Source organism: Kaistia defluvii, from assembly GCF_040548815.1.
GTDB lineage: Bacteria > Pseudomonadota > Alphaproteobacteria > Rhizobiales > Kaistiaceae > Kaistia > Kaistia defluvii_A.
In genome coordinates this window covers 1,042,189-1,068,017 of sequence record NZ_JBEPSM010000001.1, presented here as the reverse complement: position 1 = coordinate 1,068,017, position 25,829 = coordinate 1,042,189, and the positions used below count along the sequence as shown (strand labels likewise).

General features: G+C 65.7%; 23 protein-coding genes and 1 pseudogene. 14 read left to right on the top strand and 10 right to left on the bottom strand.

All coding sequences use genetic code 11. The features are described 5' to 3' along the window. Positions 1–26 precede the first annotated feature (26 nt). Genes ABIE08_RS05035 through metG form a run of 4 tightly spaced genes read left to right on the top strand, consistent with a single transcriptional unit; the run spans position 27 to position 4,574 of the window. A complete protein-coding gene (locus ABIE08_RS05035; protein ID WP_354549198.1) occupies positions 27–1,217 on the top strand; it encodes a D-alanyl-D-alanine carboxypeptidase family protein in 1,191 nt (396 codons plus the stop codon). Further along, positions 1,205–1,867, top strand: a complete 663-nt coding sequence (gene tmk / locus ABIE08_RS05030) for a dTMP kinase (RefSeq protein WP_354549196.1) — start codon at positions 1,205–1,207, stop codon at positions 1,865–1,867. The genes ABIE08_RS05035 and tmk overlap by 13 nt, the downstream gene beginning before the upstream one ends. Positions 1,868–1,870: 3 nt before the next feature. Then, positions 1,871–2,941, top strand: coding sequence for a DNA polymerase III subunit delta' (locus ABIE08_RS05025; RefSeq protein WP_354549195.1), 1,071 nt, complete (start codon positions 1,871–1,873; stop codon positions 2,939–2,941). A gap of 37 nt (positions 2,942–2,978) precedes the next feature. Next, positions 2,979–4,574 carry a methionine--tRNA ligase gene (gene metG, locus ABIE08_RS05020; RefSeq protein ID WP_354551576.1) on the top strand — a complete coding sequence of 532 codons (1,596 nt, stop codon included), beginning with the start codon at positions 2,979–2,981 and terminating at the stop codon, positions 4,572–4,574. Between the two features lie 266 nt (positions 4,575–4,840). Here metG and ABIE08_RS05015 read toward each other — a convergent pair whose 3' ends face one another. Next, positions 4,841–5,821: a glycosyl transferase family 90 gene (locus ABIE08_RS05015; RefSeq protein WP_354549193.1), complete on the bottom strand. Its 981-nt coding sequence runs from the start codon at positions 5,819–5,821 to the stop codon at positions 4,841–4,843. A 234-nt stretch (positions 5,822–6,055) separates the two neighbouring features. Between ABIE08_RS05015 and ABIE08_RS05010 the strand changes: the two genes are divergently transcribed. From ABIE08_RS05010 to ABIE08_RS05000, 3 genes are all read left to right on the top strand, one after another. Continuing rightward, on the top strand, positions 6,056–6,868 hold the full coding sequence (locus ABIE08_RS05010) for a TatD family hydrolase (protein WP_354551574.1): 813 nt from the start codon (positions 6,056–6,058) through the stop codon (positions 6,866–6,868). After that, complete coding sequence (locus ABIE08_RS05005) at positions 6,861–7,700, top strand: MBL fold metallo-hydrolase (RefSeq protein ID WP_354549191.1); 840 nt, start codon at positions 6,861–6,863, stop codon at positions 7,698–7,700. The genes ABIE08_RS05010 and ABIE08_RS05005 overlap by 8 nt, the downstream gene beginning before the upstream one ends. 131 nt (positions 7,701–7,831) lie before the next feature. Further along, positions 7,832–8,764 (top strand): lysylphosphatidylglycerol synthase transmembrane domain-containing protein, encoded by a 933-nt coding sequence (locus tag ABIE08_RS05000; RefSeq protein WP_354549189.1) that lies wholly within the window; start codon positions 7,832–7,834, stop codon positions 8,762–8,764. Positions 8,765–8,883: 119 nt separating this feature from the next. On the opposite strand, the gene ABIE08_RS04995 is transcribed toward ABIE08_RS05000, so the two are convergent. Next, positions 8,884–10,707: a glycoside hydrolase family 2 protein gene (locus tag ABIE08_RS04995; protein WP_354549188.1), complete on the bottom strand. Its 1,824-nt coding sequence runs from the start codon at positions 10,705–10,707 to the stop codon at positions 8,884–8,886. A 316-nt stretch (positions 10,708–11,023) separates the two neighbouring features. On the opposite strand from ABIE08_RS04995, the gene ABIE08_RS04990 reads away from it, so the two are divergent. Further along, positions 11,024–11,734, top strand: a complete 711-nt coding sequence (locus ABIE08_RS04990; RefSeq protein WP_354549186.1) for a hypothetical protein — start codon at positions 11,024–11,026, stop codon at positions 11,732–11,734. 278 nt (positions 11,735–12,012) lie between these two features. Here the strand turns inward: ABIE08_RS04990 and ABIE08_RS04985 are convergent, their stop codons facing one another. Next, on the bottom strand, positions 12,013–12,555 hold the full coding sequence (locus ABIE08_RS04985; RefSeq protein WP_354549184.1) for a chloramphenicol phosphotransferase CPT family protein: 543 nt from the start codon (positions 12,553–12,555) through the stop codon (positions 12,013–12,015). 285 nt (positions 12,556–12,840) lie between these two features. Between ABIE08_RS04985 and ABIE08_RS04980 the strand changes: the two are divergent. Continuing rightward, positions 12,841–13,556 (top strand): annotated as a pseudogene (locus ABIE08_RS04980) (DUF1868 domain-containing protein). Between the two features lie 71 nt (positions 13,557–13,627). Here the strand turns inward: ABIE08_RS04980 and ABIE08_RS04975 are convergent. Beyond that, positions 13,628–14,689 carry an alkene reductase gene (locus tag ABIE08_RS04975; RefSeq protein WP_354549182.1) on the bottom strand — a complete coding sequence of 354 codons (1,062 nt, stop codon included), beginning with the start codon at positions 14,687–14,689 and terminating at the stop codon, positions 13,628–13,630. Positions 14,690–14,803: 114 nt separating this feature from the next. Further along, entirely contained in the window at positions 14,804–15,241 is a 438-nt protein-coding gene (locus tag ABIE08_RS04970) for a group III truncated hemoglobin (RefSeq protein ID WP_354549181.1), read from the bottom strand. Positions 15,242–15,480: 239 nt separating this feature from the next. On the opposite strand from ABIE08_RS04970, the gene rimO reads away from it, so the two are divergent. Together rimO and ABIE08_RS04960 are read left to right on the top strand one after the other, a co-directional pair. Then, entirely contained in the window at positions 15,481–16,794 is a 1,314-nt protein-coding gene (gene rimO, locus ABIE08_RS04965; RefSeq protein ID WP_354549179.1) for a 30S ribosomal protein S12 methylthiotransferase RimO, read from the top strand. Positions 16,795–16,906: 112 nt separating this feature from the next. Next, positions 16,907–18,115, top strand: coding sequence for an acyltransferase family protein (locus ABIE08_RS04960; RefSeq protein WP_354549177.1), 1,209 nt, complete (start codon positions 16,907–16,909; stop codon positions 18,113–18,115). A gap of 39 nt (positions 18,116–18,154) precedes the next feature. Here the strand turns inward: ABIE08_RS04960 and ABIE08_RS04955 are convergent, their stop codons facing one another. Further along, positions 18,155–18,973, bottom strand: coding sequence for a hypothetical protein (locus tag ABIE08_RS04955; protein ID WP_354549175.1), 819 nt, complete (start codon positions 18,971–18,973; stop codon positions 18,155–18,157). Continuing rightward, a complete protein-coding gene (locus tag ABIE08_RS04950; protein WP_354549173.1) occupies positions 18,960–19,502 on the bottom strand; it encodes an RNA polymerase sigma factor in 543 nt (180 codons plus the stop codon). Before ABIE08_RS04950 ends, ABIE08_RS04955 begins: the two co-directional genes overlap by 14 nt. 93 nt (positions 19,503–19,595) lie before the next feature. Here ABIE08_RS04950 and ABIE08_RS04945 point away from each other — a divergent pair, with 93 nt between their 5' ends. The 3 genes from ABIE08_RS04945 (at position 19,596) to ABIE08_RS04935 (ending at position 22,467) form a co-directional block, all read left to right on the top strand. Next, entirely contained in the window at positions 19,596–20,228 is a 633-nt protein-coding gene (locus tag ABIE08_RS04945) for a tetratricopeptide repeat protein (protein WP_354549171.1), read from the top strand. Between the two features lie 578 nt (positions 20,229–20,806). After that, positions 20,807–21,934, top strand: coding sequence for a type III polyketide synthase (locus ABIE08_RS04940; RefSeq protein ID WP_354549170.1), 1,128 nt, complete (start codon positions 20,807–20,809; stop codon positions 21,932–21,934). Then, on the top strand, positions 21,931–22,467 hold the full coding sequence (locus tag ABIE08_RS04935; RefSeq protein ID WP_354549168.1) for an isoprenylcysteine carboxyl methyltransferase family protein: 537 nt from the start codon (positions 21,931–21,933) through the stop codon (positions 22,465–22,467). Before ABIE08_RS04940 ends, ABIE08_RS04935 begins: the two co-directional genes overlap by 4 nt. A gap of 346 nt (positions 22,468–22,813) precedes the next feature. Here ABIE08_RS04935 and ABIE08_RS04930 read toward each other — a convergent pair whose 3' ends face one another. From ABIE08_RS04930 to uraD, 3 genes are read right to left on the bottom strand one after another with little or no spacing between them, the layout of a single operon-like run. Beyond that, positions 22,814–24,031 (bottom strand): ArgE/DapE family deacylase, encoded by a 1,218-nt coding sequence (locus ABIE08_RS04930; protein ID WP_354549166.1) that lies wholly within the window; start codon positions 24,029–24,031, stop codon positions 22,814–22,816. Further along, on the bottom strand, positions 24,028–25,302 hold the full coding sequence (locus ABIE08_RS04925; protein ID WP_354549165.1) for an allantoate amidohydrolase: 1,275 nt from the start codon (positions 25,300–25,302) through the stop codon (positions 24,028–24,030). The genes ABIE08_RS04930 and ABIE08_RS04925 overlap by 4 nt, the downstream gene beginning before the upstream one ends. After that, entirely contained in the window at positions 25,299–25,820 is a 522-nt protein-coding gene (gene uraD, locus ABIE08_RS04920) for a 2-oxo-4-hydroxy-4-carboxy-5-ureidoimidazoline decarboxylase (RefSeq protein ID WP_354549163.1), read from the bottom strand. Before uraD ends, ABIE08_RS04925 begins: the two co-directional genes overlap by 4 nt. Between the last annotated feature and the right edge of the window lie 9 nt (positions 25,821–25,829).

The window sequence follows — 25,829 nt, the reverse complement described above, 5'->3', positions numbered from 1 at the left end:
CTGGTTCTCGCGCCCGGTATTGTGTGATGTTTTCCGACCGGATCCCGCTCCGCCTTCGCCTTGTCTGCGCCGTGCTGATGATTGTCGGCGCGGCAATGCTGCCACGGGCGAGCCTCGCCGCTCCCTATGAGAGCAAGGCCGCGAACGCGATGCTGGTCGACCTCGACTCCGGCACGCTGCTCTACAGCAAGGCTGAGGACGTGCCGTTTCAGCCGGCCGCCATGGCGAAGATGATGACGATGGCCGTCGTGTTCGACGCCATCCACGCCGGCAAGATTCATCTCGAAGACAGCTTTCCGGTCAGCGAATATGCCTGGCGTACGGGCGGCGCGCCGTCTGGCAGCGCCACCATGTTCGCCAAGCTGAAGTCCTCCATCGCGGTCTCGGATCTCTTGCGCGGCGCCATCGTGCAGGCGGGCAATGACGCCTGCATCATCCTGGCGGAAGGTATCGCGGGTTCCGAAGGCGCCTTCGTCGAGATGATGAACCGCAAGGCGAAGGAACTGGGTCTCACCGGCTCGCGGTTCACCAACGTTTCCGGCCTGCCGGACCCCGCCCAGAAGGTGACGGCGGAGGATCTCTACAAGATCGCCGCCTACCTGATCCGCACCTATCCCGACCTCTACAAGATCTATTCCGAGCCGGACTTCACCTGGAACAACATCTACCAGCGCAACCGCAATCCGCTGCTGGCGGCCGGCATTGGCGCGGACGGCCTTTCGACGGGTTTCACCAAGGAATCCGGGTATGGCCTGACCGCCTCGGCGGTCCGGGACGGCCATCGCATGATCGTGGTGATCAGCGGCCTGGAGACCGACAAGGAGCGGGCCGAGGAGGCGCGTAAGCTGCTCGACTGGGGCAACACGGCGTTCGAGCGGCTGCGCTTCTTTGATCGCGGCGAGGTGGTGGGCGAGGCGCGTGTCTATGGCGGCGCGTCGAGTTCGGTGGGGCTCGCGACGCAGGATCCGCTCGACATCCTGTTGATGCGAGGCAATCGCGACCGGATTCGCGCCCGGATCACCTATACCGGCCCCTTGCTTGCGCCGGTGGAGCAGGGCAGACAGGTCGGCGTCGTTCGCGTCTGGGTTGGCGATGCCCAGATTCTCGAAAAGCCCGTGTTCACTACCGCCGCCATAGCCAAGGGTTCAATGGATCAGCGCGCCCTCGACGCCGTCCAGCAATTGCTGATCGGCTGGCTGCCACAATGGAAGTTATGACGCGCTTGCCGGGTCGGTTCATCACATTCGAAGGCGGGGAGGGGTCGGGCAAGTCGACCCAGATCCGCCGCTTGGCCGAGCGCCTGCGCGAGGGCGGCCATACGGTCGTCCTGACGCGAGAGCCCGGGGGAACGGAGATGGCGGAGCAGATCCGCGCGTTTATCCTTTCCGGCGCCGCGGAACATCTGGGTCCGGAAGCGGAAACGATGCTGTTCGCGGCCGCCCGCGCCGACCATGTCGATCGCCTGATCCGGCCGGCGCTGGAGCGCGGCGACTGGGTGCTGTGCGACCGGTTCATCGATTCCACCCGCGCCTATCAGGGTTCGGACGGGGTCGATTCCGTCCTGCTCGACAGCCTCGAGAAGATCGCCATCGGCAACGCGCGGCCGGACCTGACGCTGGTGCTCGACCTGCCGGTCGAGATCGGCCTGGCGCGCGCCGCGCGGCGGCGTAGCGGTGAGGCGGGGCCTGCCGACCGGTTCGAGCGCGAGACGGTTGAACGGCACGAGCGGCGACGCCAATTGTTCCTGGCGATCGCGGCGGCTGAACCCGATCGCTGCCTCGTCATCGATGCCAACCAGACGCAGGACATTGTCGCCGATGCCATCTGGCAGGGCGTTCGCCAGCGCATGATCGAGAGTGTGAACTAGACCATGGCAGCGCCCGAGATCACCCGCCCCGACGCCATCGAGGGCTGGCCGCTGCCGGAAGAGCAGACCGAGTGGCATGGCGACCCCGCGGTCGAGCGGCTGATGGTCGAGGCCTATCGGGGCGGCCGCATGCACCATGCCTGGATGATTGGCGGACCGCGCGGCATCGGCAAAGCGACGCTGGCCTATCGGTTTGCCCGCTTCGCGCTGACCTATCCCGATCCCGCCCGGGCTCCTGACGCCGAAACGCTGGCGGTGCCGTCGGATTCGCCGGCTGCCGGCAAGATCGCGGCCCGTTCGCATCCCAACATCCTGACACTGTCGCGCCCCTGGGACGAGCAGGGCAAGCGCTTCAAGGCCAGCCTGACGATCGACGAGATCCGCCGGACGATTCCCTTCTTTGGCTCCACGGCGGGCGAGGCAGGCTGGCGCATCGCGATCGTCGATTCGGCCGATGACATGAATCCCAATGCGGCCAATGCCTTGCTGAAGATTCTGGAGGAACCGCCGAAGCGCTCGCTGTTCCTGGTGGTTTCCCATGCCCCCGGCCGGCTGCTGCCGACCATCCGTTCGCGGTGCCGCCGGCTCGATCTGCCATCGCTGGCGGTGCCGGCGATCGAGGAGGCGCTCAGGCGTCATTCGGATGCAGATGCGGACATCCGGCGCTTCGCCGCCGAGGCGGGGCAGGGCAGCCTGCGGCGCGCCATCGGCTTCCTCGATGAAGACGCCGCCGCAATGGGACGTGCTTTTTCCCGCGTCGTGGCGCGGTTTCCCCAGTTCGACGGCCCGCTGGCGCATGGCCTCGGCGACCTGGTCGCGCAGCGCGGGGCCGACGAAGCCTTCGCCAATTTCGTCGATCTGGTCTTCGCCTGGCTGAACCGCCGCGCGCGCGGGCTGCCCGAGCCGGACGGCTCGCCGATCCCCGAAAGCGTGGCGGCGACGCCGCTTGCGACTTGGGCGGAGGTATGGGAAAAGCTGCGACAGTCTTCGGCTGAGGTCGAGGCGCTCAATCTCGACCGCAAACAGTTTGTGCTGACGACCATGAACATCCTCGCTCGCGCGACCCGAATGTGAAGCTGTCGAACGGCCGGCCCGAGCTGGCGCACAGACTATTGGTTGCGTTTACAAAAGAAGCGAGACAGCGGTGACAGCGCCGAAATTCTACATCACGACGGCTATTTCCTATCCGAATGGCGTTCCGCATATCGGCCATGCCTATGAAATGCTGGCAACCGATACGCTGGCGCGCTTCAAGCGGCTGGATGGCTATGACGTCTTCTTCCTGACGGGAACGGACGAGCACGGCATCAAGATGGTGCAGACGGCGGCGCGCGACGGCATCAACGCGCGCGAACTGGCCGATCGCAACGTGCCGCGTTTCCAGGCAATGGCCGAGGCGCTGAACTGCTCCAATGACGACTTCATCCGGACCACCGAGCCGCGCCACTACCGCGCCTCGGAAGAGATCTGGCGCCGCATGGAAGCCAATGGCGACATCTACAAGGATGCCTATGCCGGTTGGTATTCGGTTCGCGACGAGGCCTATTACGCCGAGTCGGAGACCGAGGTCCGCGCCGACGGCCTGCGCTATGGCCCGCAGGGCACTGTGGTCGACTGGGTCGAGGAGGAGAGCTACTTCTTCCGCCTCTCCGCCTATGAGGATCGCCTGCTCGCGCATTACGAAGCCAATCGCGACTTCATCGGCCCGGACGAGCGCCGCAACGAGGTCGTCAGCTTCGTCAAGGGCGGGCTGAAGGACCTTTCGATCTCGCGCACGACCTTCGATTGGGGCATCCCGGTTCCGAGCGATCCGAAGCACGTGATGTATGTCTGGGTCGACGCCCTGACCAACTACATCACCGCGGTCGGCTTCCCGGACGACAAGAGCGAGAGCTTCCAGCGCTACTGGCCGGCCGACGTCCATGTCATTGGCAAGGACATCGTGCGCTTCCATTCGGTCTACTGGCCCGCATTCCTGTTCTCGGCCGGCCTGCAGCCGCCCAAGCGCGTCTTCGCGCATGGCTTCCTGTTCAACCGCGGCGAGAAGATGTCGAAGTCGCTCGGCAACGTCATCGATCCGTTCTCGCTGATCGAGCATTACGGCGTCGATCCGGTCCGCTTCTTCTTCCTGCGCGAAGTTCCCTTCGGCCAGGACGGCAATTACAGCCACGAGGCGATCATCAACCGGATCAATGCGGATCTGGCCAACGACCTCGGCAATCTGGCGCAGCGTTCGCTGTCGATGATCGGCAAGAACCTCGACGGCATCGTTCCGCAGCCGGGCGCCTTGCAGCCGGCCGACGAGGAAATCCTCGCCGCCGCGGATGGCTTGCTGCCGACCTGCCGGACGGCCATGGATTCGCAGCAGATCCATCACGCGCTGAATGCGATCTGGGGCGTCGTCGCCGAGGCGAACCGCTATTTCGCCAACCAGGCGCCGTGGCAACTGCGCAAGACGGATCCGGAGCGCGCCGCAACCGTGCTGTACGTGACGGCCGAGGTGATCCGCCAGATCGCCATCCTGTCGCAGCCGGTGATGCCGGGCTCGGCCTCGAAGCTGCTCGATCTGCTGGCGGTTCCTGAGGCGGGTCGCAGCTTCGCCTCGCTCGGCGCTGCCGGCCGCCTGACGCCCGGATCGACGCTCCCGGCCCCGGCCGGTGTCTTCCCGCGCTATGTCGAGGCGGAAGAGGCTGAAAAGTCCGCATAAGGGACAACCGGGTGGCGCTCAGGCGTCAGCCCGGATCCATTCCCGGGGCGGACGCCCGGCGTGTCGCGAGATTGATCGCAAGCAAGACCCTCACCCAACCCTCTCCCGCGAGCGGGCGAGGGCTTTTAGGCCTGCGTGGTTGCGACGCTGGCGACCTTGGGTCTAGGTGCGATGCGCCCTCTACCGCTCGCGGGAGAGGGTAGGGGTGAGGGGCTTTCTGACTTGAAGACCCTCCGCCGAAACCGGCTGAACTAGCCTAGCCTCGACTACCCCGGCCCGAGCCGGTCATTGATCCGCTGCACTGTGGCGATCGTCTCGGATTCCCGCGTCCGGCGCAGGGCGAAATCCTGACCGGCCGCCGCGATCTCGCGGCAGGCCTGGTCGTGCGTCCGGCACCATTCGACCTTCTCGACGATGTCAGAGAGATCCGCCGCCACTGGGATGAAGTGCGTCCAAGGCACGAACTCGTCATAGAACCACTGCCGGAAGCCGGCGGGCGAGCCGACCTTCAGCACGCAGCAGCCTAGCAGCATGCGCGTATAGAGATTGCCCCAGCTATTGGTCGGGCCGTCGATGTCGATGGCGAACTTGACGTCGATCCAGCGCGCCGGCGGCACGAAGCTGCCGAGAATGCCATGCGCTTCCATGGCCTGCCGCGCGGGATGGGCGGCGCGGTCGCGCTCGGGCACGATCAGGCGAACGTCGACATCGTCCAGCCCGCGCAGCGCCAAACACAGGCGCACCCGCTGCTTCAGGTTGGGATCGTCGATGTCCATCGCATCGGTCGTGGTGTCGCCATGGCCGGAAATGGCGCCGCGCCAGAGCAGCATGTCGCTGCGCGCCGCCCATTGCCCGGGCCGGTTCTCGGCAAGCCGGCGGAAGGACTGGTAGATCTCCGGCTTCATGAAGCCCGGATCCGGCACCAGGATCGCCTGCGGCTCGTCGGCGCAATAGGCGAGCTCGTTCGGGAGGTTGCCGCCGCCATCGGAAATGCTCGCCGTAGCCGAGGTCACGCCCGGCGCGGTGCGCGCCATGATGTGGATCAGCGCGGGCAAGCGACGCCAGATCATCTCGAACTGGTAGGGATCGCGCGCCATCAGGTCGAGGTCGAGCTTGACGTGCAACTGCGTGCCGATGCGCTCGAAATCGATCTGGAAGCGGTGTCGGGCGGCTTCGGTCAACTGGTTCAGCACCAGCGAGGCGGGGGCGCCCTGCATGGCGGGCAGCCGGGCCGCCAGCTTGCGCACCAGGGCCTCTTCCTTGAGGCGTCTCGGAAGGATCGCATAAAAAGTGCGTTGGCTGAGTTGCAAGTGCGAATCCCCGGCCGCCTGCGGTCACATAGGGCACTCTAGAGGCGGGATCTCGCCACTGTCCAGAATGGTCGACAGCGTGGCCGTTAGCCGCTACTGACTGCGCACCCAACGCCCCATATTCGCGCCATGACATCCTCGATGACGCAATCAGCCGAGCCCCTGAACAGAATGCTGGTCGATAGCCACTGCCATCTCGATTTCGCTGACTTCGATGCCGACCGCGAGGCGCTGATGCAGCGTGCGCGCGACGCCGGCGTCGGCCTCATGGTCACCATCTCCACCCGCGTTCGCCAGTTCGACAAGATCCGCGCGCTGGCCGAGGCGCATGACGAGGTCTATTGCTCGGTCGGCACGCACCCGAACAGCGCGCATGAAGAACCGGACATCACTACCGAGGAACTGGTCGCGCTGTCGGCGCATCCCAAGGTGGTCGCGATCGGCGAGGCGGGGCTCGATTACTTCTACGGCGCCGAACACAAGGTGCTGCAGGCGCAGGGCCTGCGCCGCCACATCGCCGCCGCCCGCATCACGCAGTTGCCTTTGGTCATCCACGCGCGTGACGCCGACGAGGACATGATCGCCATCCTGCGCGACGAGATGGGGAAGGGGGCCTTCCCGGCCATCCTGCACTGCTTCTCCTCCGGCGCGGCTCTGGCGAAGGTCGGCCTCGAACTCGGCCTCTACGTTTCCTTCTCCGGCATCCTGACCTTCAAGAGCGCGCAGGCGATCCGCGACGTAGCCGAATTCGTGCCGATGGATCGGCTGCTGGTCGAGACCGACGCGCCCTATCTGGCGCCGGTGCCGCATCGCGGCCAGCGCAACGAGCCGGCCTATGTCCGCGACACCGCCGCCGTGCTGGCCGAGGTCAAGGGTGTGAGCCCTGAGGAGATCGCGCGCGCGACGACGGAGAATTTCATGCGCCTCTTCACCAAGGTGCCGCGCGACGCGCTGGCGGGCCAGGCGGCAGCGCATCATGGCTGATGGCGGAGCAGGGGCCCCGCGCGCCGATCGGCTGCGCATCACCGTGCTGGGCTGTGGCGCGTCGCCCGGCGTGCCGCGCATCGGCAATGACTGGGGCGCCTGCGACCCTTCCGAACCGAAGAACCGGCGCACGCGCTCGTCCATCCTGATCGACGGCTTTCGCGGTGACCACCCCTATCCGACCCGCATCCTCGTCGATGCCGGCCCGGATGTCCGCAACCAGTTGCTCGATGCGCGGGTCGACAGACTTGATGCGGTGCTGTTCACGCATCCGCATGCCGACCACACGCATGGCATCGACGATCTGCGGTCTTTGTGGCTGGATACGCACCGGCTGGTGCCTGTCTATTCGGACGATTTCACCCAGGAGCGACTGGAAGAAGCGTTCGGCTATTGCTTCCGCACGCCTGCCGGCGGCAGCTATCCGCCGATCCTTGGCCGGACGCGGATAGAAGGCGGGGAGGGCTTCACGATCGACGGCCCGGGCGGCAAGCTCGACATCCTGCCGATCCGCCAGATCCATGGCGACATCGACAGCCTCGGCTTCCGCATTGGCGATTTCGTCTATTCCAGCGATATCAGCGCGATCCCTGACGAGAGCCTGCCGCATTTCGCCAACATGCAGCTCTGGATGGTCGACGCGCTGCGCTGGCGGCCGCATCCGAGCCACTTCAGCGTCGATGACACGCTGGCCTGGCACGAGCGACTGAGGCCGCGCAGGACCATCCTGACCCACATGCATGGCGACCTCGACTATACGGCGCTTGCGGCCTATGTGCCGGGCGATGTCGAGCCCGCTTATGACGGGATGGTCATTCCTTTTCAGCTCTAGTTCCGGATGCGGCAATTCAGTTCTGGATGCGACCGGCGTTGCACTGGTCCATTCCGAAGGGACATGCCACTCTTGGAATCAGAACGCGGCGGACCCTCGGGAACCGGCGCCCGAGAGGGAGATTCTACTTAATGAAAATCCGAAACGCGGCTTGGTCCGTCTTCGGGATCGGCGCGGTCGCCGTCTCTGTGTACATTCTCTATCGCGAGTTTCGGCGCATTTCCTTTGCCGAAGTGGCGGACAGTCTCGCCGCGATAACCGCCGGAAACTGGGCCCTCGCCATATGCGCCACCCTCGTCGCCTATGGGGCGCTCGCCTGGTATGACCGGATCGCCATCCTGCATCTCGGCAAGAAGGTGTCCTGGCTCTTCATATCGCTCTGCTCGTTCACGACCTACGCGCTTTCGCACAATATCGGCGCCTCGGTCATTTCCGGCGCCGTGGTGCGCTACCGGGCCTATTCGACCCGCGGGCTGACGGGCCAGGAAATCGGCGTTCTCATCGTTTTCTGCTCGTTCACCTTCGCCCTCGGCACGGTGCTGATGGGCGGATTGGCGCTGACGATCGAGCCGCATATCGTGCGCCGGCTGATCGACGTGCCGGACTGGATCTCCTTCAGCATCGGCGTGGTCCTGCTGGCTTTGGTGGGGCTCTACGCGCTGGGCTCGTGGCGGCATTTCCCACCATGGCAGTTCAAGCGCTTCACGCTGCAATATCCGCGCCTGCCGATCGTTGCGCGCCAGATGCTGGCCGGCCCGCTCGAGCTGGCCGCCGCCGCTGCCATCATCTATTTCGCTCTCCCGGCGGCGGGAAACCCGGGCTATCTCGTCATCCTCGGCATCTTCCTCGCCTCGTTCACCCTGGCGCTGCTCTCGCATGCCCCCGGTGGGCTCGGCGTGCTGGAAGTGACCTTCCTTGCAGCGCTTCCCGAGCTCAATCCGAACGATGTGCTGGCGGCGCTGATCGTCTTCCGGCTGCTTTACCTGCTCATTCCGTTCGCCTTCGCGCTCGTCGTCGTCCTGCTGTTCGAAAAGACGCAGCTCGGCCGCAAGGATCTGGACTGAAACGGATAAAGCCATTTCTAAACAATGGCTTGTCGATATTTCATTATGTATCTGATCAACAAGAAAGCCGCGGCGAGTGCCGCGGCTTTCTGTTGTTCGACCCGTAAAGGGCAGGGGGCCTAGGCCTTCCGCCCTGCCCCCTTGCGGGCAAGCCAGCGGGCATTATAGCCAAACGGGTCGGCCGGCAGGCGCTCTACCGGCACGCCCAGATTGGCCGCGCGGAGGCTGGCGATGTCGGCCTTGGGCTTGCGATCCATGGTCAGGACGCCATTCTGCTCCTGATAGGTATCGGTCAGCTGCGTGTAGCAATAGCCGGCCAGCAGGCTCGATTCCGTCGTCGGGCGCAGCACGTCGGCATAGCGCTCGACGAAGTCGTCGGCGTCCTTGGCCTGGCTGTAGCCCCATCCCTTTTCCTGGCCCATGAAGAAGGCGATGCCGCCGAATTCCGTCAGCATGACCGGCTGGCTGGCCCAAGGGTGACCGTCGAGGGCGAGGGCGCGTCCCGCCGAGCGGAAGGTCGTCAGCGTGTTGCGGAACGCCGCTTCGGAACGGTAGCGGCCATCCAGCACGTCGCCATCATGATGATAATCGTGCACGGCGAAGATGTCGGTCGCCATCTGCTCCCAGCCATCATTGCCGCTCACCGGGCGTGACGGATCGAGCGACTTGGTCAGGTGGTAAAGCGCCTGCTGGTAGCTGCGCTGGCGCGCATCATGTGGCAGCTCCGGAATGCCCCAGGATTCGTTGAAGGGCACCCAGGTGACGATGCAGGGATGCGAATAGTCGCGCTCGATCGCTTCCTGCCATTCCGCCGTGACGCGGGTGACCGCTTCGGTGGAAAAGGAGTAGGCGCTCGGCATCTCTTCCCAGACCAGCAGGCCGAGCACGTCGGCCCAGTAGAGGAAGCGCGGGTTCTCGATCTTCTGGTGCTTGCGCACGCCGTTGAAGCCAAGCTGCTTGGTGAGCTCGACATCGCGGCGCAACTCGTCGTCGCTGGCCGTCATGATGCCCTCGCGCCAATAGCCCTGGTCGAGCACGAGGCGGAGGAAATAAGACCGGCCGTTCATGACGAAGCGGCCATTGGCGGTCGAGACGCCGCGCATGGCGGTGTAGCTCTTGACGGTGTCCAGCACATTGCCGGCCGCATCAACGAGCGTCACTTCGGCGTCGATCAGCTGCGGATGTTCCGGCGACCAGACATATTGTGCGCGACCGTCGTCGATGCCGGGATCGGGGAGGGCGATCACCCTGCCCGTATCCTTGCCGGTGACGGCATAGTCGTCCTCGACGAGCACCCGCCCCTCGAGCGACAGCTTGACCCGAAGGCGGCACCCCTTCGGCTGCGTGACACGCGCATCCAGCCGGATCTCGAAGCGGGCGAAATCGGCCGTCCAGTGCAGGCGATCGACATGGCTGTTGCCGACCGGTTCGATCCAGACGCTCTGCCAGATGCCTGTCGTGCGCGGATACCAGATGCCATGCGGCTCGGGCAGCCAGTCCTGCTTGCCGCGCGGCTTGTGCATGTCGGCCGGATCATCCTCGGCGCGGACGACGATCTCGAAAGAGCGGCCCTGGATCAGCGCGCCGAGCGCGACGCGCACCGGCGTGTGGCCGCCAACATGCGAGGCGGCGTGCTGACCGTTGATCCAGACGTCGCTCGCGTAGTCGATCGCGCCGAAATGCAGGATCAGGTCCTCGGCCGCACCCAGTTCCTCGGTCAGTTCGACCGTGCGGCGATACCAGACGACCGGATGAAAGCCTTCGTCATGAATGCCGCTGCGCGGCGATTCCGGCACATAGGGCACGTTGATGCTGCGCGTGAAATCCGGCTGATCCGGGCGCTGCCATTCAGCCGCGTCGTCATAAGCGAACTGCCAGGCGCCATCGAGCGACTGCCATCGGGCGCGCTCCATCTGCGGGCGCGGATGGGTACTGTAGACCAAGGAACTTCCTCCGATTCCAACCACGATAGGACGCAGTCGGGCTCCGGCGGCGCGTCAGAAGCACCTCCGGATGGCCCAAGGGCAGGGGACTGCCCTCCTCCATTCTGCGATGATCGCCATGACCAATGGTATTATGATAAGATTGCCCTAGAAGGCTGTCAAATGACGGTCCGAGTTGCAAAAATACCGGCCAGAATGGCCGAATGCCGCCAAATCAGCGCTCCGCGGTCGCCGCATCGCCCGAAAGCCGCCCCATTGAGGCCGGGAATCAGGCGCCTAATAGCACCATCGCATTCACCTCAGCAGAGGGATGGTCATGGACGATTTCAATGATGAGTTTTCGCTAAGGAAGCTGAAGCAGATTCCGCGCCTGGCGCTGCTGGGATCGGCGTCTCTTGCCGCGATCCTGTGTGCCGGCTTCGTCGCCAACGCCATGCTGACCCGGTCCCAGCTTCCCAACCTGCCGCCACCGGCTACCGCGCAGATGTATGTCCTGCCGGAAGAAGGCGCCGCCGCACCGATCCTGCCGGCTGATCCGCTGCCGGACGCAGAGGCGTCCGCTGGCAGCGTTGCCGAACCCAAGCCGGAGAAGGTAGCGGCGATCCCGCCAAAGCCGCTGGCGAAGCCCGTAGAGGCCAAGCCGCGCTGCGAGGCGGATGAATGCGTGTCCTGGGAAACAACGGTCAATAAGGCGCTGGCCGCCAGCTCCGCCCAGCCGGCGCCTGCACGGATCGGAACCGCGGCGCCGCGCGACATGACGCGGCCAGCCAGCTTCGATCGGCCCACCGATCCGGTTCAGTCCAGCAACTTCGCTGAGCCCATACCGCCGGCTGACGTGCCGATGGACGGTCCGGTCCTGATGCGCCATGAGCCGACCACTGTCGGCGGCATGGCCAAGTCGGCAGCGTCGACGGTCGTGACCCAGAGCGGCAAGCTCGTCGATGACCTGATGCGCTGGAGCGACAAGACGGTTTCCAAGCTGGTGACGCCGCCACGCTGGGCATCGGCCGACGACGCAAACCCTTGAGGCCAATGCGCTGGGCAGGCGACAACGCCGCCCAGGCCAAGCCATCAAAAGCCCGCCAGTCCGCCATTCCCGTCTATATCGAATGGTTCCATAATATATCTTATGCGAATAGCGTATGTGGCGGTCCGAACGTCTTCCCGGTCTATGGCGGATCTGGCTGGGACGCCGTCGCCCTCGCCGTCCATGCCGTTGAACCGACCCTGAGGGTTGGGTCGTTCGCTCGGCATGAGCTTTCCTCGCCCTGCGCCGTGCCGGCTGACAGCCAGAGCCGATATGGCTCAGGTTCTATCTCGACCAAAACTCGAAGCGCGGCCACCGCTGCGCCAGGCTGCGAGCAACGCTTCGACGTTGGCATCGAGGTCCTCTGTCGTGTTCAGCTCGATGTCGTAGGCCTTGCCGATATGGATGGTCTCGTGGTCCTGCCTGGCGCTACCGATCGGCCGGTCGCCCCGCCTGGCCTCTCGCGCGACCAGCAGCTCCAGCGGACAATGGATGCCGACGAAGAAGACGTCATGCTGCGCGAAGAGCGCGGCCAACTCTTCGAGCCATCCTTCTGTGTCCAGGATGTGTTCGAGGATCAGATCGTTGCCTGCGTCGGCATAGGCCTTCAGCGAGCGATGAAAGCCATCGAAGAACGAGCCCCGGCAATCGGCCCAGTGGAACTCGCCTGTCTGGAAACGTCGCGTCGGCAGCACGCCGGCATCGCGCAGATGATCGATCGAAATGTGCCAGAACGGGCCCTCGATACGGTCCTGAAGCGCCCTGGCAAGGGTCGACTTCCCGGAACTCGAAGGACCGTGCAGAAAAATGATCCGTGCCATGCTGGCCTCCGTCACTTCGGGATCGGCGGGATACAGCCGTTGCGTGACAGCAGCATGACCGGTCGGCCCGCCTCAGCTTTAAGCCAGAAAACCGTTCTTTCTCAATGCCTTATTCTATTCTTTGGGCAGGGCCTGTCTACGCCCTGCCCGGCCTCGCGCCCTGCTCCGCTTCGAGGCAGACGTGTCGTCTTCGTCACGCCGGGTTCATCGGCGCGCGCTACTGGCAGTCGCTCGTACGGTCCGTCCAGACCGCAAGCCTTCCCGCCAGACCCGACGGTTGCCGCCATGTCCTCGACCACCTCCGTATCGTCGCTCGCCCGCTATGCCGCTGGCGACGCGAACCCGCTGCCGCCCCGGCATCTCGGCCAGCGCTATGACCAGGCCGGCACGTTTCTGCCGGAGCCCGGCAATACGGTCGTCTGCCATCTGGTCGAGGGTTCGCCGTCCCAGGCAGCTGTGCTGGAGGTTCGGCGACGGATGCAGGCGATGCCGGACGCGAACCGCCTCGCCTTCACGCCGGTATCCAGCCTGCACATGACGCTGTTCCAGGGCATCATCGAATATCGCCGCAGCCTGCCCTATTGGCCCGCCGATGTTCCTCTCGATACCGAGATCGGCGCGATGACCAGCCTCTATCTCAAGCGCCTGGAGGGCTTTGCCGGCGCCGGGCCGTTCCGGATCCGGGTTGTCGACGTCGTGCCGACTGGGCTTACCGTGGCCGGGGCGACGGATGACGACGTGTGCTGCATGCGGGCATGGCGGGATGCCTTCGCCGAGGTGTTTGGCTACCGCCATCCGGACCATGACGACTACGTGTTCCACGTCACGCTCGCCTACATGATCGACTGGCTCGACCCAGACCGCCTGCCGGAATGGGAGGCGCTGTTTGACGATTGCGGCGCCCTGCTCGCCCGGGAGCGCCGGTTCTCGAGCTTGAGCTGCCTGCCTTCTGCAGCTTCGAAGACATGAACCATTTCGAGCCGCTACGCGTGCTGGGCTGAACCGGCCCTAGGATCCCTGCCCCGCCGCCAGCGCTATTTGATGCGGCCGGCGGCGGGGCAAGGAAAACGTGTCAGCCGACGGTTTCGAGCGCCGGATAGTCTGTGTAGCCCTTGGGGCCGGGCGTGTAGAAGGTCGAGGGATCGGGCTCGTTCAGCGGCGCATCGATGGCGAAGCGCTTCGCCAGGTCCGGCGAGGCGATATATTTGCGGCCGAAGGCGACGGCATCGGCCGTGCCATTTCCGATCAGGCGTTCTGCATCGGCCTTGCTCATCCGCTCATTGGCGATGACCACGCCGCCAAAGGCACGCTTGATCTCGGCCAACAGGCTGTCCGGCTCCTCGCGCTCGATGACGAAGAGGAACGCAATGCGGCGCTTCTTCAGTTCGCCTGCGAGATAGGTGAACAGCGCGCGCGGATTGCTGTCGCCCATGGCGTGATCGTCGCCGCGCGGCCGGATATGCGCCGCAACCCGGTCCGGGCCCCAGACCGAGATCGCCGCATCGACGACTTCCAGCATCAGGCGGGCGCGGTTTTCGATCGAGCCACCATACTGGTCGGTGCGGTGGTTGCTGCCGTCCTGGAGGAACTGGTCGAGCAGGTAGCCATTGGCGCCGTGCACGTCGACGCCATCGAAGCCGGCCCGCTTGGCGTTCTCGGCCCCGCGCCGGTAATCCTCGACGATCCCGGGGATCTCGTGGGTCTCCAGCGCGCGCGGCACGACATAGGGCCGGACCGGACGCAGCAGGCTCACATTGCCGGGAATGCGGATGGCCGAAGGCGCCACCGGCAGTTCCCCGCCGAGCAGCTCGGGGTCCGAGATGCGCCCCACATGCCAGAGCTGCGATACCATGCGCCCGCCGGCGTCATGCACGGCCTTTGTGACGAGCTTCCATCCCTCCACCTGCGCGTCCGACCAGATGCCGGGCGTGCCGAGATAGCCGACGCCCTGCGCGCTGACGCTGGTCGCCTCGCTGATGATCAGGCCTGCATTGGCGCGCTGGGCGTAATACTCGGCCATCAGCGCGTTCGGGACCCGCTCGGCCCCTGCCCGGCTCCGCGTCAGCGGCGCCATCACGATACGATTCGGCAGGCGGATGGCGCCCGCCTGGAGCGGCTCGAAAAGCAGGGACATGCGTCGGGAATTCCTTGGCTGTGTAACTTGTCAGTTTTCCTGACCACTATAGGACGAACCGCGTCAGCTGCAATCGTCGATCTGCGGCGTAAAACGACGAAACCCCTGCGTCGGTCAGCCGGGCGTCGACATCTTGAAGGCGTGCCGGGGCGAGCGGATTTCGCCGCGCACGCTGCCGATGCCGAGCTCGAAGCTGTCGGCGATGCGGTTGGCGCGGTCGATGAAGATCGCGGCACTCTGGGGCGGCATGATCTCGCTGGCGGTCGTCCGGAAAAGCTGGAGCCAGCGGTCGAAATGCGCGGCCTCGATCGGCAGGCGCAGATGCTTCTGCATCGGCCGGCCCTGATAGCGTCCGGTGCGCAGCACGACATTGGACCAGAAGGCGCAGAGCTTTTCGAGATGCTCGGGCCAATCATCGACCTGGGCCTCGAATACCGGACCAATCAGCGGATCTTGCCGGACCCGGTCGTAAAAGGTGTGAACCAGTCGCTGGATCGAGGCTTCATCCACGCCGGCGGGAGGCTCGATCAGGGCGCTCGTCTGAAGGGTCATGCTGTCTCCGCTCGATGGTCGTTTGCCCTCACCTATGGCTGCTGGGGCCTCGTCACAAGGGCGAGATAAGGCCTGCCGCAAGGTTTGCATTGACAGATACCGGCCAGTTCGACAGAAAACGCGCCAGAATAGAACAATGAAAAGGTGCCGTCCCGTCGACCCGCCCGCGCGAACAGCGCCGGCGCTTCTGAAGCCCGTCGAACCGGACCTGCTACCGCTTACGCATACCGAGAACTCTAATGAACAGCGAAGCCCCGCGCATCTCTTTCGTCAGCCTTGGCTGCCCGAAGGCCCTGGTCGACTCCGAGCGCATCCTCACCCATTTGCGGGCCGAGGGTTACGAGCTTTCGCGCCATCATGACGGGGCCGACGTGGTCATCGTCAACACCTGCGGCTTCCTCGACAGCGCCAAGGCGGAGTCTCTCGAGGCGATCGGCACGGCGATGAAGGAAAACGGCAAGGTGATCGTCACCGGCTGCATGGGCGCCGAGCCCGAGCAGATCCGCCAGGCTTTTCCCAACGTGCTGGCGATCACCGGCCCGCAGCAATATGAGAGCGTGCTCGGCGCGGTCCACACGGCCGTGCCGCCGGCGCACGATCCCTTTGTCGATCTGGTGCCGCCGCAGGGCATCAAGCTGACGCCGCGCCACTACGCCTATCTGAAGATTTCGGAAGGCTGCAACAACCGCTGCTCCTTCTGCATCATCCCGAAGCTGCGCGGCGACCTCGTGAGCCGCCCGGCCGGCGACGTGCTGCGCGAGGCGGAACGCCTGGTGAAGGCCGGCGTCAAGGAACTGCTGGTGATCTCGCAGGACACCAGCGCCTATGGCGTCGACCTGAAATACGCGACCAGCCTTTGGCGCGACCGCGAGGTGCGGGCCAAGTTCCTTGACCTCTCCTCGGCGCTGGGCGAACTCGGCGCCTGGGTGCGCATGCACTATGTCTACCCCTACCCGCATGTTGATGCGGTGGTCGAGCTGATGGCCGAGGGCAAGATCCTCCCCTACATCGATATCCCGTTCCAGCATGCGAGCCCCAGCGTGCTGAAGTCGATGCGCCGTCCCGGCAACCAGGAAAAGACGGCCGACCGCATCCACAAATGGCGCGAGATCTGCCCGGATCTCGCCGTGCGCTCGACCTTCATCGTCGGCTTCCCCGGCGAGACGGACGAGGATTTTGAATATCTGCTCGAATGGCTCGATGATGTGAAGCTCGACCGGGTCGGCTGCTTCAAGTTTGAGCCGGTCGAGGGCGCGCCGGCCAACGAGCTGGCCAATCCGGTTCCGGAAGAGGTCAAGGAGATCCGCTGGCACCGCTTCATGAAGCGCCAGCAGGAAATCAGCGCCAAGCGCCTCGCCAAGAAGGTCGGCCGCCGCGTTTCCGTCATCATCGACGAGAGCAACGGCCTCACCGCCAAGGGCCGCACGGTCTGGGACGCCCCGGAGATCGACGGGGCGATCCACCTGACCTCGCGCCGCCCGATGCGCGTCGGCGAGATCTATACCGCCAGGATCGACCGCGCCGACGCCTATGACCTGTATGGCGCCGTGTGACGCGTGTCGTAGCCCCGATTTCGGCATCCCTGGGTGGCGCGCGCATAAGCGCTCGTTAAAGAGTTGTGCCTAGCCTAAGCTTCTCTGCGGAACGGATCTGTAGGCAGGCATCGTGGACGATTCACGGCTGGGTTCACCCCACTTTCGGGTGCTGGACGGATGGCGAGGCATCTGCGCATGCCTCGTCGCGGCGTTCCATTGCATGGCCTACAGCCACATCCATGCCCTGCCCTTCCTCCGCAACGCCTTCCTCTTCGTCGACTTCTTCTTCGCGCTCAGCGGTTTCGTGATCGCGGCCAACTACCGCGCGAAGCTTCGGCAGGGGTTTGGCGTGGGCCGCTTCATGTTCCTGCGCTGGGGGCGGCTCTATCCCCTGCATTTCGCGACCTTGATGTTCCTGGTGGGCATGGAGTGCCTGGCGCTGGCGATGCCGGAGGTCTCCGGCCGATCCGCCTTCACCGGCTCCGACCGCAACGTCGGCTCGCTCGTCTCGAATCTGCTGCTTCTGCAAGGAATTGGCCTCGACAGTTCGCTCAGCTGGAACTTCCCCAGTTGGACCATCAGCGCGGAGTTCTGGACCTATTTCCTCTTCGCGCTGGCCGCCGTCGCCCTCCCCGTCGGCTGGCTGCGCGTCGTCCTGCTTGCGGTTGCCCTGACCGCGCCGCTTCTGCTCGGCGTCCTCAGCAGCCAGAACATGGCCGCGACCTATGATTACGGCATCCTGCGGGCCCTTGGCGGCTTTGCGGCGGGCGCGATCTGCTTCGACGTTTACACGGTGCTGCGCCGGCTGGACCTGCCACACCCGGCCCCCTGGCTGTTCTCCGCGGCGGAGGGCGTCCTGATCCTTGGTGTCGTCCTATTCGTCTCGGCGGCGGGGCAGACGTCGCTATCGCTCTTCGCTCCCCTCGTCTTCTCGCTGACCATTCTGCTCTTCAGCGTGGAGGGCGGGCTGTTCAGCCGGCTCCTGCGATCAGGTCCGGCCATCCTGCTTGGGACGCTGTCCTATTCGATCTACATGGTGCATGTGCCGCTGCAGATGGTCACGAAGATGCTGGCTCGCGCCTTCGAACGCGAAACCGGCGTCCCCGTGTTTACGCCCGTGATCCTGGGCGAGGACCGCGTGATGATGCTGGGCCGGACCCTCTGGCAGGGCGATGTCGCCCTGGTTGCCATCCTGGCCGCGACCCTTATCGTGTCGGCGCTCACCTATTTCTGGATCGAGGCGCCTTGCCGTCGCTTCACGCGCCGTCTGGTGGACCGTCGGTCCAACGCGAAGTCTCGTGCCGAACCGAACCTCGCCCTACCCGAGCGCGCCGCGTAGAGGATGCGATCCAGCAGCGGGCTGGCGTCGTGCGTTCGTTCAGCCGGTGACCTTCTGCGCCAGCGCTTGTAGCCGCTCGGCCGGTGCGCGGCCGATCAGCAGGCGCCCCTGCCCGCCCGAGGCCCAATGGACGATGGTGAAGCCGTCGAGCTCCTCGATCGTCGGGGCGACATCCGCCTGGTCCGGCCGGGCGATGACGCAATAGGCGATCGGCCCGTGCTGCGGATCGAGATAGGCGATCTGCACCAGCGGCCGGCCCTGGAAATCGAAAAGCTGCGCGCCCCGGAAGGAGAGACCCGGGAACGCATCCGGCGCGCCCGTGAGGTCGACGCCGAGCTTGGCGGAGGCGGCGCTGAGTTCGGCCGCCGCGCGCTCCGGCGTCGGTGCGAGCGCAAGCGTCTCCGGCGTCGTCAGCGACCAGTATTCGGCCACCGCCTGTCGCCAGCCCTCGGTCGTACGGATCTCGCTGCCGCCGCCCTCGCGACCGATCCAGCCATTGAGCGAGGCTCCCAGCACGCCGCCCAGCACGAACAGCGCCAGCGCCGCCGCGACCAGCCGCGGCTGCCAGCGAGGGAAGCGCAAGGCGCGCGTCTGCGGCCGCTCCAGCACGCGCCGGGTCTCGTCGGTGACGATCGCCGAGGCGAGCAGATCCTCGAGCCTGGCGCGCGGCGCTTCGGCCTGCAGCGCTTCGAAGGCGGGCACGATGAGCCGACCGCCGCGCTCGATCCGGTCGAGACGCGCCTGAAGCGCCGGGTCGATATCGATGCGTGCGAGCAGCGCGGCCCGCTCCTCGTCGGCCAGCGTGCCGTCGAGCAAGGCGATCAGCCGCGCGTCTTCCGGATGACTAAGGTCCGCCATCGCCGCCTCGCTCGCTTGCCTCGCGCTGTTGTGGCGCGTCTGCCATTCCACCCAACTTTTCGCGAACGGTCGCGAGCCGGCTCATGATCGTGCCGATCGGCACACCGAGGAATTCCGCCGCCTCGCGATAGGAGTAACCTTCCGCATAAACGAGAAGCACGGTTTCACGCTGCGCTTCGGCGAGCCTTCCGATCTCCCTTAACACCTGGGACGCCAGAATATTCGTTTCGATCTCGCGCCCGCCATCGACGACCAGTGCGATTTCGGCATCGACCACGCCGGAGCCCTGGCGGACGCGCCTCGCCCGCAACTCGTTGATCCAGATCGAGCGCTCGATGGCAAACAGCCAGCGATCCAGCCGTGTGCCCGGCAGGAACTGCTGCGATCGCTCCAGCGCGCGCACGCAGGTCGCCTGAACGAGGTCCTCGGCCGTATCGCGATTGCGCGACAGCACCAAGCCATAGCGCCATAGCGCCGCCAGATGCTGCGACAGCCCGGTCCTCACCTCTTCGTGATCGGTTCTCGACATGGGCGATCGAATAGGGCTCCCCGCCCTGGTGTTCTTGCCGCGACTCTCGTCTCCGGGGCGAGAGAAAATCAGTCGGAGGATCCGATGACAACCATGTTCGATAAGACAAGCCGTTCCGTGGTCACCCTTGCCTTCATTGGCTTGCTGGCGTCGACCGGTGCCGCCCTCGCCTCCAGCGGTGGTGGTGGCGGCGGCGGCGGCGGCGGAAGCAGTGGCGGCGGTGGCATGGGAGGCAGCAGCGGCACCAGCAGTGGAAGCAGCGGCAGCGGCTCCGGCCACTTCATGCCGTCGAACCAGGTCTGCAAGCGCGGCATGGTCTACAGCACGAAGACGCAGCGTTGCGTCAAGGCCCAGCACAGCGGACTGGATGACAAGGAGTTGCTGCAGCAGGGCCGCCAGCTGGCGCTGGCGGGCTATTACGACAATGCGCTCGACGTGCTCAACGCCGTGCAGAACAAGCAGGATTCCATGGTCCTGACCTATATCGGCTACAGCCACCGCAAGAAGGGCGACACCGATGTCGGCATCGGCTTCTACAAGCAGGCGCTGGCGATCGACCCCAACAATCTGAACACGCATGAATATCTCGGCGAAGGCTATGCCAGCGCCGGCCGGATCGAGCTCGCCAAGGCGGAACTCGCCATCGTCCAGAAGCTCTGTGGCAACACCGAATGCGAGCAATATGAGGATCTGTCGGCGGCCGTCGCCGGCAAGCCCGTCGAATAGCGCTCGCATCCTCGAACCAAACCGAGCCGGCGACGTTGGGTCACACGCCGCCGGCCGGGGTCACCACTTCGTGACTGCCTTACCCGTTCTGGATGTCGAATAGTCCGCCCGCAAGGAATAGCCTTTCCTCGGCACGACGCCGACGGAGATATACCGATGATCTCGGTAACAGCCCGTTCCTCGCTAGCGATCACGTCCATCGTTCTGGTCGGCTTGGCCGCCGCGGCCCCCGCTTGGGGAGCGTGCGGCCACAGAAGGGTTCACCGTGCGCAATTCCCACCATGCAGCAACCAGCAGGTCTGGGACACCCAGTATCAGCGCTGCCTGTCGTTCAGCGCCAAGGGACCGCCCGACCAGAAACCATGGCAGCTCGGGCCTCGATGGGATCCGGGCAATCGCGACTACGACTCGGCCATGTCCATGTGGAACTAGCGCCGCGTCCAGAATTCCAATCCAGCGAGGAAGACGAGCCTTATGACGATTTCGCCTTTGCCCTTCCCGGCAAACCAGTCGATGGAGGCGGGCGGCAGCCCGCATTCGCGCCTTCGCAGCCTTGTTTCGTGCCGGAGTTGCCGAGCATGAACCTCCTTCGCTTTCCCGACGCCGTCGCCGACGCCCAGCGCCTGGCGCGATCGGATGTCACCGCGACCCTGAGCTCGCTGGTGACGGTCGTGCCGCCACACCGCATTCCCCAATCGGTCGCCAAGGAGCGGGCGCGCGAGGTCTTCGCCTCCCGCATGCCGTTCTTCGATCAGCTGGAGCAGGTGTTCGACAATGCCGCGATCGATGCGCGGCACAGCTGCCTGCCGGTCGAATGGTTCCTGGGCCCTGCCGATTTCGAGGAGAAGACGCGGCTCTACCAGGAGCACGCCACCGCCCTCGCCTTTGACGCGGCCAACCGCGCCCTCGACCAGGCCGGCCTGGGGCCGGAGGAGATCGACGTTCTCGTCTTCGTCTCGTCCACCGGCATCTCGACGCCCACGATCGAAGCGCGGCTGATGAACAAGATCGCCTTCCGGCGCGACGTGATGCGGCTGCCGATCTTCGGTTTCGGCTGTGCCGGCGGCGTCCTCGGGCTCACCCGCACCGCGCAGATGGCGCGGTCGCAGCCCGGCCTTCGCTGCCTGATGATCGTCGTCGAGCTGAGCAGTCTCGCCTTTCGCTATGACCGGCTCACGAAGAGCAATCTGGTCGCCAGCGCGCTGTTCGGGGATGGCGCGGCGGCCGCAGTGATCAGCAGCGACCCGTGTGACTCGAGCCTTGCGACGCTGGGCGTCGGCGGCGAGCATTGCTGGCTCGATACGCTCGACGTGATGGGCTGGAACATCGACGCCAATGGCCTCGACGTCATCTTCCAGCAGAGCATCCCGCAGATCATCGCCGACCAGTATCCGGCCGTGCTCGATGCCTTTCTCGCCAATCATGGGCTGACCCGCTCGGACATCGACCGGCCCTGCTGCCACCCGGGCGGCGCCAAGGTCGTGGACGAACTGGAGAAGGTCTTCGACTATCCGAAGCTCGGCCTCGACGCGGAACGCCGGGTTTTGGCCGCCTACGGAAACATGTCCGCGCCGACCGTGCTATTCGTGCTGGAAGACCTGCTCAGGACGGGCCAGCAGGGCGACATGCTGACATCGTCGCTAGGCCCCGGCTTCACCGCGGCCTTCCACATGGTGTCGGTCGGCGAAGGGAGCAGCGCGGCATGACGGCGGCCGGCTTCGTCTTTGGCTGGGCCTACTGGCTGCTGCTGGCCGTTGCCCTGCAGCGGCTGGTCGAGCTTTGGCGCGCCCAGCGCAACACGCGCCGCCTGCTGGCGCGCGGCGGCCGCGAGGTAGGGCGGGAGCACTATCCGCTCATCGTCGCCCTGCACGCGGCATGGCTGCTCACCCTGGCGCTGTTGACCGCGCCGGAACCTCCGGTCCATTGGGGTCTGATCGGCTTGTTCGCGCTGCTGCAGGTCCTGCGGATCTGGGTGCTGACGACGCTGGGGCCCTACTGGACGACGCGCATCATCACGATCGACGATGCGCCTCTCAGGCGGCAGGGTCCCTACCGCTTCCTGCGCCATCCCAATTATGTTGTCGTGGCGCTGGAAATTCCCCTGCTCGCCCTGATCCTCGACCTGCCGGTCGTTGCCCTGGTCTTCGGGCTGCTCAACCTGCTCGTCCTCTGGATGCGGATCCGGATCGAGAATCAGGCGCTGGCGGCGAGACGGGTGGCCAATGGAATGATTGGGTAAGGGCGCGGGGCTACTTCACCGTGCCCACAGGGAGAGGTCGACGGCCCCAGGCCAGCGGGTGAGGGGTAAGATCTCATCGAAAGGGTCGCAGCCCCTCACCCGGACCTCCAGTCCGACCTCTCCCTACGAAGACCTTCGAACAACACCATCCTCAACATGCTGAGGAGGCCCGGAGGGCCGTCTCGAAGCACGCAGGGTGTGGCAGCGTTAAGATTGCACTGGGGCAGTGCGTCCTTCGAGACGGCTTGCTCGCGCAAGCCTCCTCAGGATGTTGGGATCGAGATTTGCCCAGCCGCTTTTCGGGTTCCGTGAAAGTCTCCCAATGGGAGAGGTGGCTGAACGCCGCTCACGCAGACAGCAGGTCCTCCAGCGCCAGGGCGACGATCTCGGTGGCGGCGCGCAGGTCCGACAGCTGAATGTGCTCGTCGGTCGAATGCGCTCGTGCCTCCAGGATCGATCGCGGACCGGCGCCGTAGAGGATGGTCGGAATGCCGGCCGCCGCATAATGGCGGGCGTCGGTATAGAGCGGCACCCCGGTCGCCTCGATCGAGAGACCCAATACGGCCTTCGCTGGCCCCTGCACGGCCTGGACGAGCCGTTCGACGCCCGGCAGAGGCCGCAGCGGCTCCGCCAGCATGATCCGGCGGCATTCGACCTCGACGCCGGCCATATCCGGCGTCGCGGCCTCGATCAGTTGGATCAGTTCCGCCTCGACGGCCTCGCCCTGCTCTTCCGGGATCAGGCGACGATCGATGCGGAAGGCGATGCGGTCCGGCACGACATTGGTGTTGATGCCGCCCGAAATCAGGCCAACCGTGATCTGCGGTGAACCGATGCCGCGTTCGGTCGAGACCCGCTCGAGCAGGCGCCGGCGCTCGGCATAGATGGCAGCGAGGATCGGCGTCGCCGCCTCCAGCGCATCGACGCCGGACGATGGCATCGCGGCATGCGCCTGGCGGCCGCGCACCACGACTTCGAGATGCAGCGCGCCATTATGGGCCGTGGTGATCGCATAGGAGAAGCCGGCCGAAATGGCGTGGGTCGCCTTCGAGAGATCGTGCGCCAGCAGCCATTGCGGACCGACGAAGCCGCCCGTCTCCTCGTCATAGGTCAGATGCAGCTCGACGCCGCCATCGAGCGGCTTGGCTGATTGCTCCAGCGCCAGCAGCGCAAAGGCATAGGTCGCGAAATCGGATTTCGACACCGCCGCGCCCCGGCCGTAGATCGCGCCGTTGCGTTCTTCGGCGCCATAGGGATCGCTGGTCCAGCCGCCGCCCGGCGGCACGACATCGCCATGGGCGTTGAGGGCGATGACGGGCCCCTGCCCGCTGCCGAAGGTCTTGCGGACGATCAGGTTGGTGACGCTCTTCATGCCGTGCTGGCGCACATAGGGCTCCGGCACGGGGTGCTGCTCGACGGTGAAGCCGAGCGCCTCCAGTTCGGCCGCCGCCGCTTCGGCATGGGGGGCGCAGTTGCCCGGCGGGTTGTCGCTCGGCACCTGGATCATCGCCTTCAGGAACGCGACCTCGCGCTCCCAGTTGGCGGCGACGGCGTCCCGGATCATGGCTGTTCTTCCTGTCTTGCCAGTTCGAGGATGGTCTCGACCAAGGCCTCCACCGCGAGGCCCATGTCGTCGATGGTGACGAACTCGGCCGGGTTGTGGCTGATGCCGGCCCGGCAGCGCACGAAGATCATGCCGAACTCGCCGAGATGCGCCATGGACTGGCCGTCATGCCCGGCGCCGGACATCAGGCTGCGCGCCGGTTCGCCCTGCACTGTCGTGACGGCCTTGCCGATCGCCTTCTGCAGCCGCGCGCCGCAGGTCGCGACCGGCTTTTCCAGCATGGTCTCGACGCCGACCACGACATGGCGGGTCTTGTCGACTTTTCGCGCGACGAGCGTGATCGCCTCGACCGCTTCCTGCCGCGCGCGATCGTTGGCGGCCCGGACATCGAGCGAGAAGCGGACATCGGCGGGAATGACGTTGGACGCGCCCGGCATCACCTCGACATGGCCAACGGTCGCGACCAACGAGTTCTTCTTGTCCTTTTTGGCGATTGCCTCGATCGCCAGGATGATTTCCGCGGCCGCCGCGAGCGCGTCATGGCGCATGTTCATCGGCACGGTGCCGGCATGGCCGGCTTCGCCCTTGATGCGGATGCGATGGCGGCTCTGGCTGGCGATGGCGGTGACGACGCCGAGAGGCTCCTGCGCCCGTTCCAGCACCGGTCCCTGCTCGATATGCACTTCCAGATAGCCGAGCACGGAGGGGCGCTGATAGGCCTCCTCCTTCAGCCGAGCCGGGTCGCCGCCAAAGGCGATGAGCGCATCGCGCAGGGTGATATCGGCATCGTCGGTGATGTCGAGCGCCTTGGGATCGAAAACGCCGGCCGTCACGGCGGAGGTGGTCAGCGTCACGGGAAAGCGGACGCCCTCCTCGTCGCCAAACGCCAGGATGTCGATGCCGAACGGCAGGGCGACGCCCCGCGCCTTCAGCGTCTCCACCGCCAATATGCCGACGACGACGCCGAGATTGCCGTCATAGCGGCCGGCATTGATGACGGTGTCGATATGCGAGCCGATCAGCAGCGCCTTGTTGCCGCTGCGCCCCGCCCGCCCCGGCGGCATCGATCCGCGCATGGTGCCGGCGGCGTCGAGCCGCGTCGAGAGGCCGGCCTCGCGCATCCATTCGCCGACCAGTTCGGCGGCGCGCTTGTGCTCCGGCGTCAGATAGAGGCGGGTCAGATGGTCGGGGCTGGCGGAAATCGCGGTCAGCGCGTCGATCATGCGCTGCGCCTTCTCGCCCAGCGCTCGGGCGGTCGCAACCGGGGTCATGACGCGACGCGGTCCTCGAGGCGGAAGCGGATGATCCGCTGGACCTGGGCCAGGGCGGTGGTGCGCTCGACCTCGACTGAGTTGTCGAGGCGCGCATCGAAGGCTTCGAGCACCTGGTCCTTGGTCGCGCCCTTGACGGCGAGGATGAAGGGGATGCCGTGCCGCTCGCGATAGGCGCCATTCAGGCGGGAAAAGCGCGCATATTCCTCGGCGCTCATCCGGTCGAGCCCGGCGCCGGCCTGCTCGTTGCGGGATTCGGGCGCCAGTTCGCCGGCGATCGCGGCGCGACCGGCGAGGTCCGGATGCTCGCGCAGAAGCGCCAGCTGCGCATCAGGCTCCGCCGCAGCGACTGCATCGGCGAAGGCGGCCACCATCGCCGCCCGGTCGGGATAGGGCCTTGCCCTCTCCGCCACCGTCGCCACCCAGGGCGAGTGCTCGGCGATATCGCCAAAGCTCGCCACGAAGGCATCTGCATCCATGCGGTTGACCGCGGCGAGCGTCAGCGTTTGGGTCGACATTTCATCCCG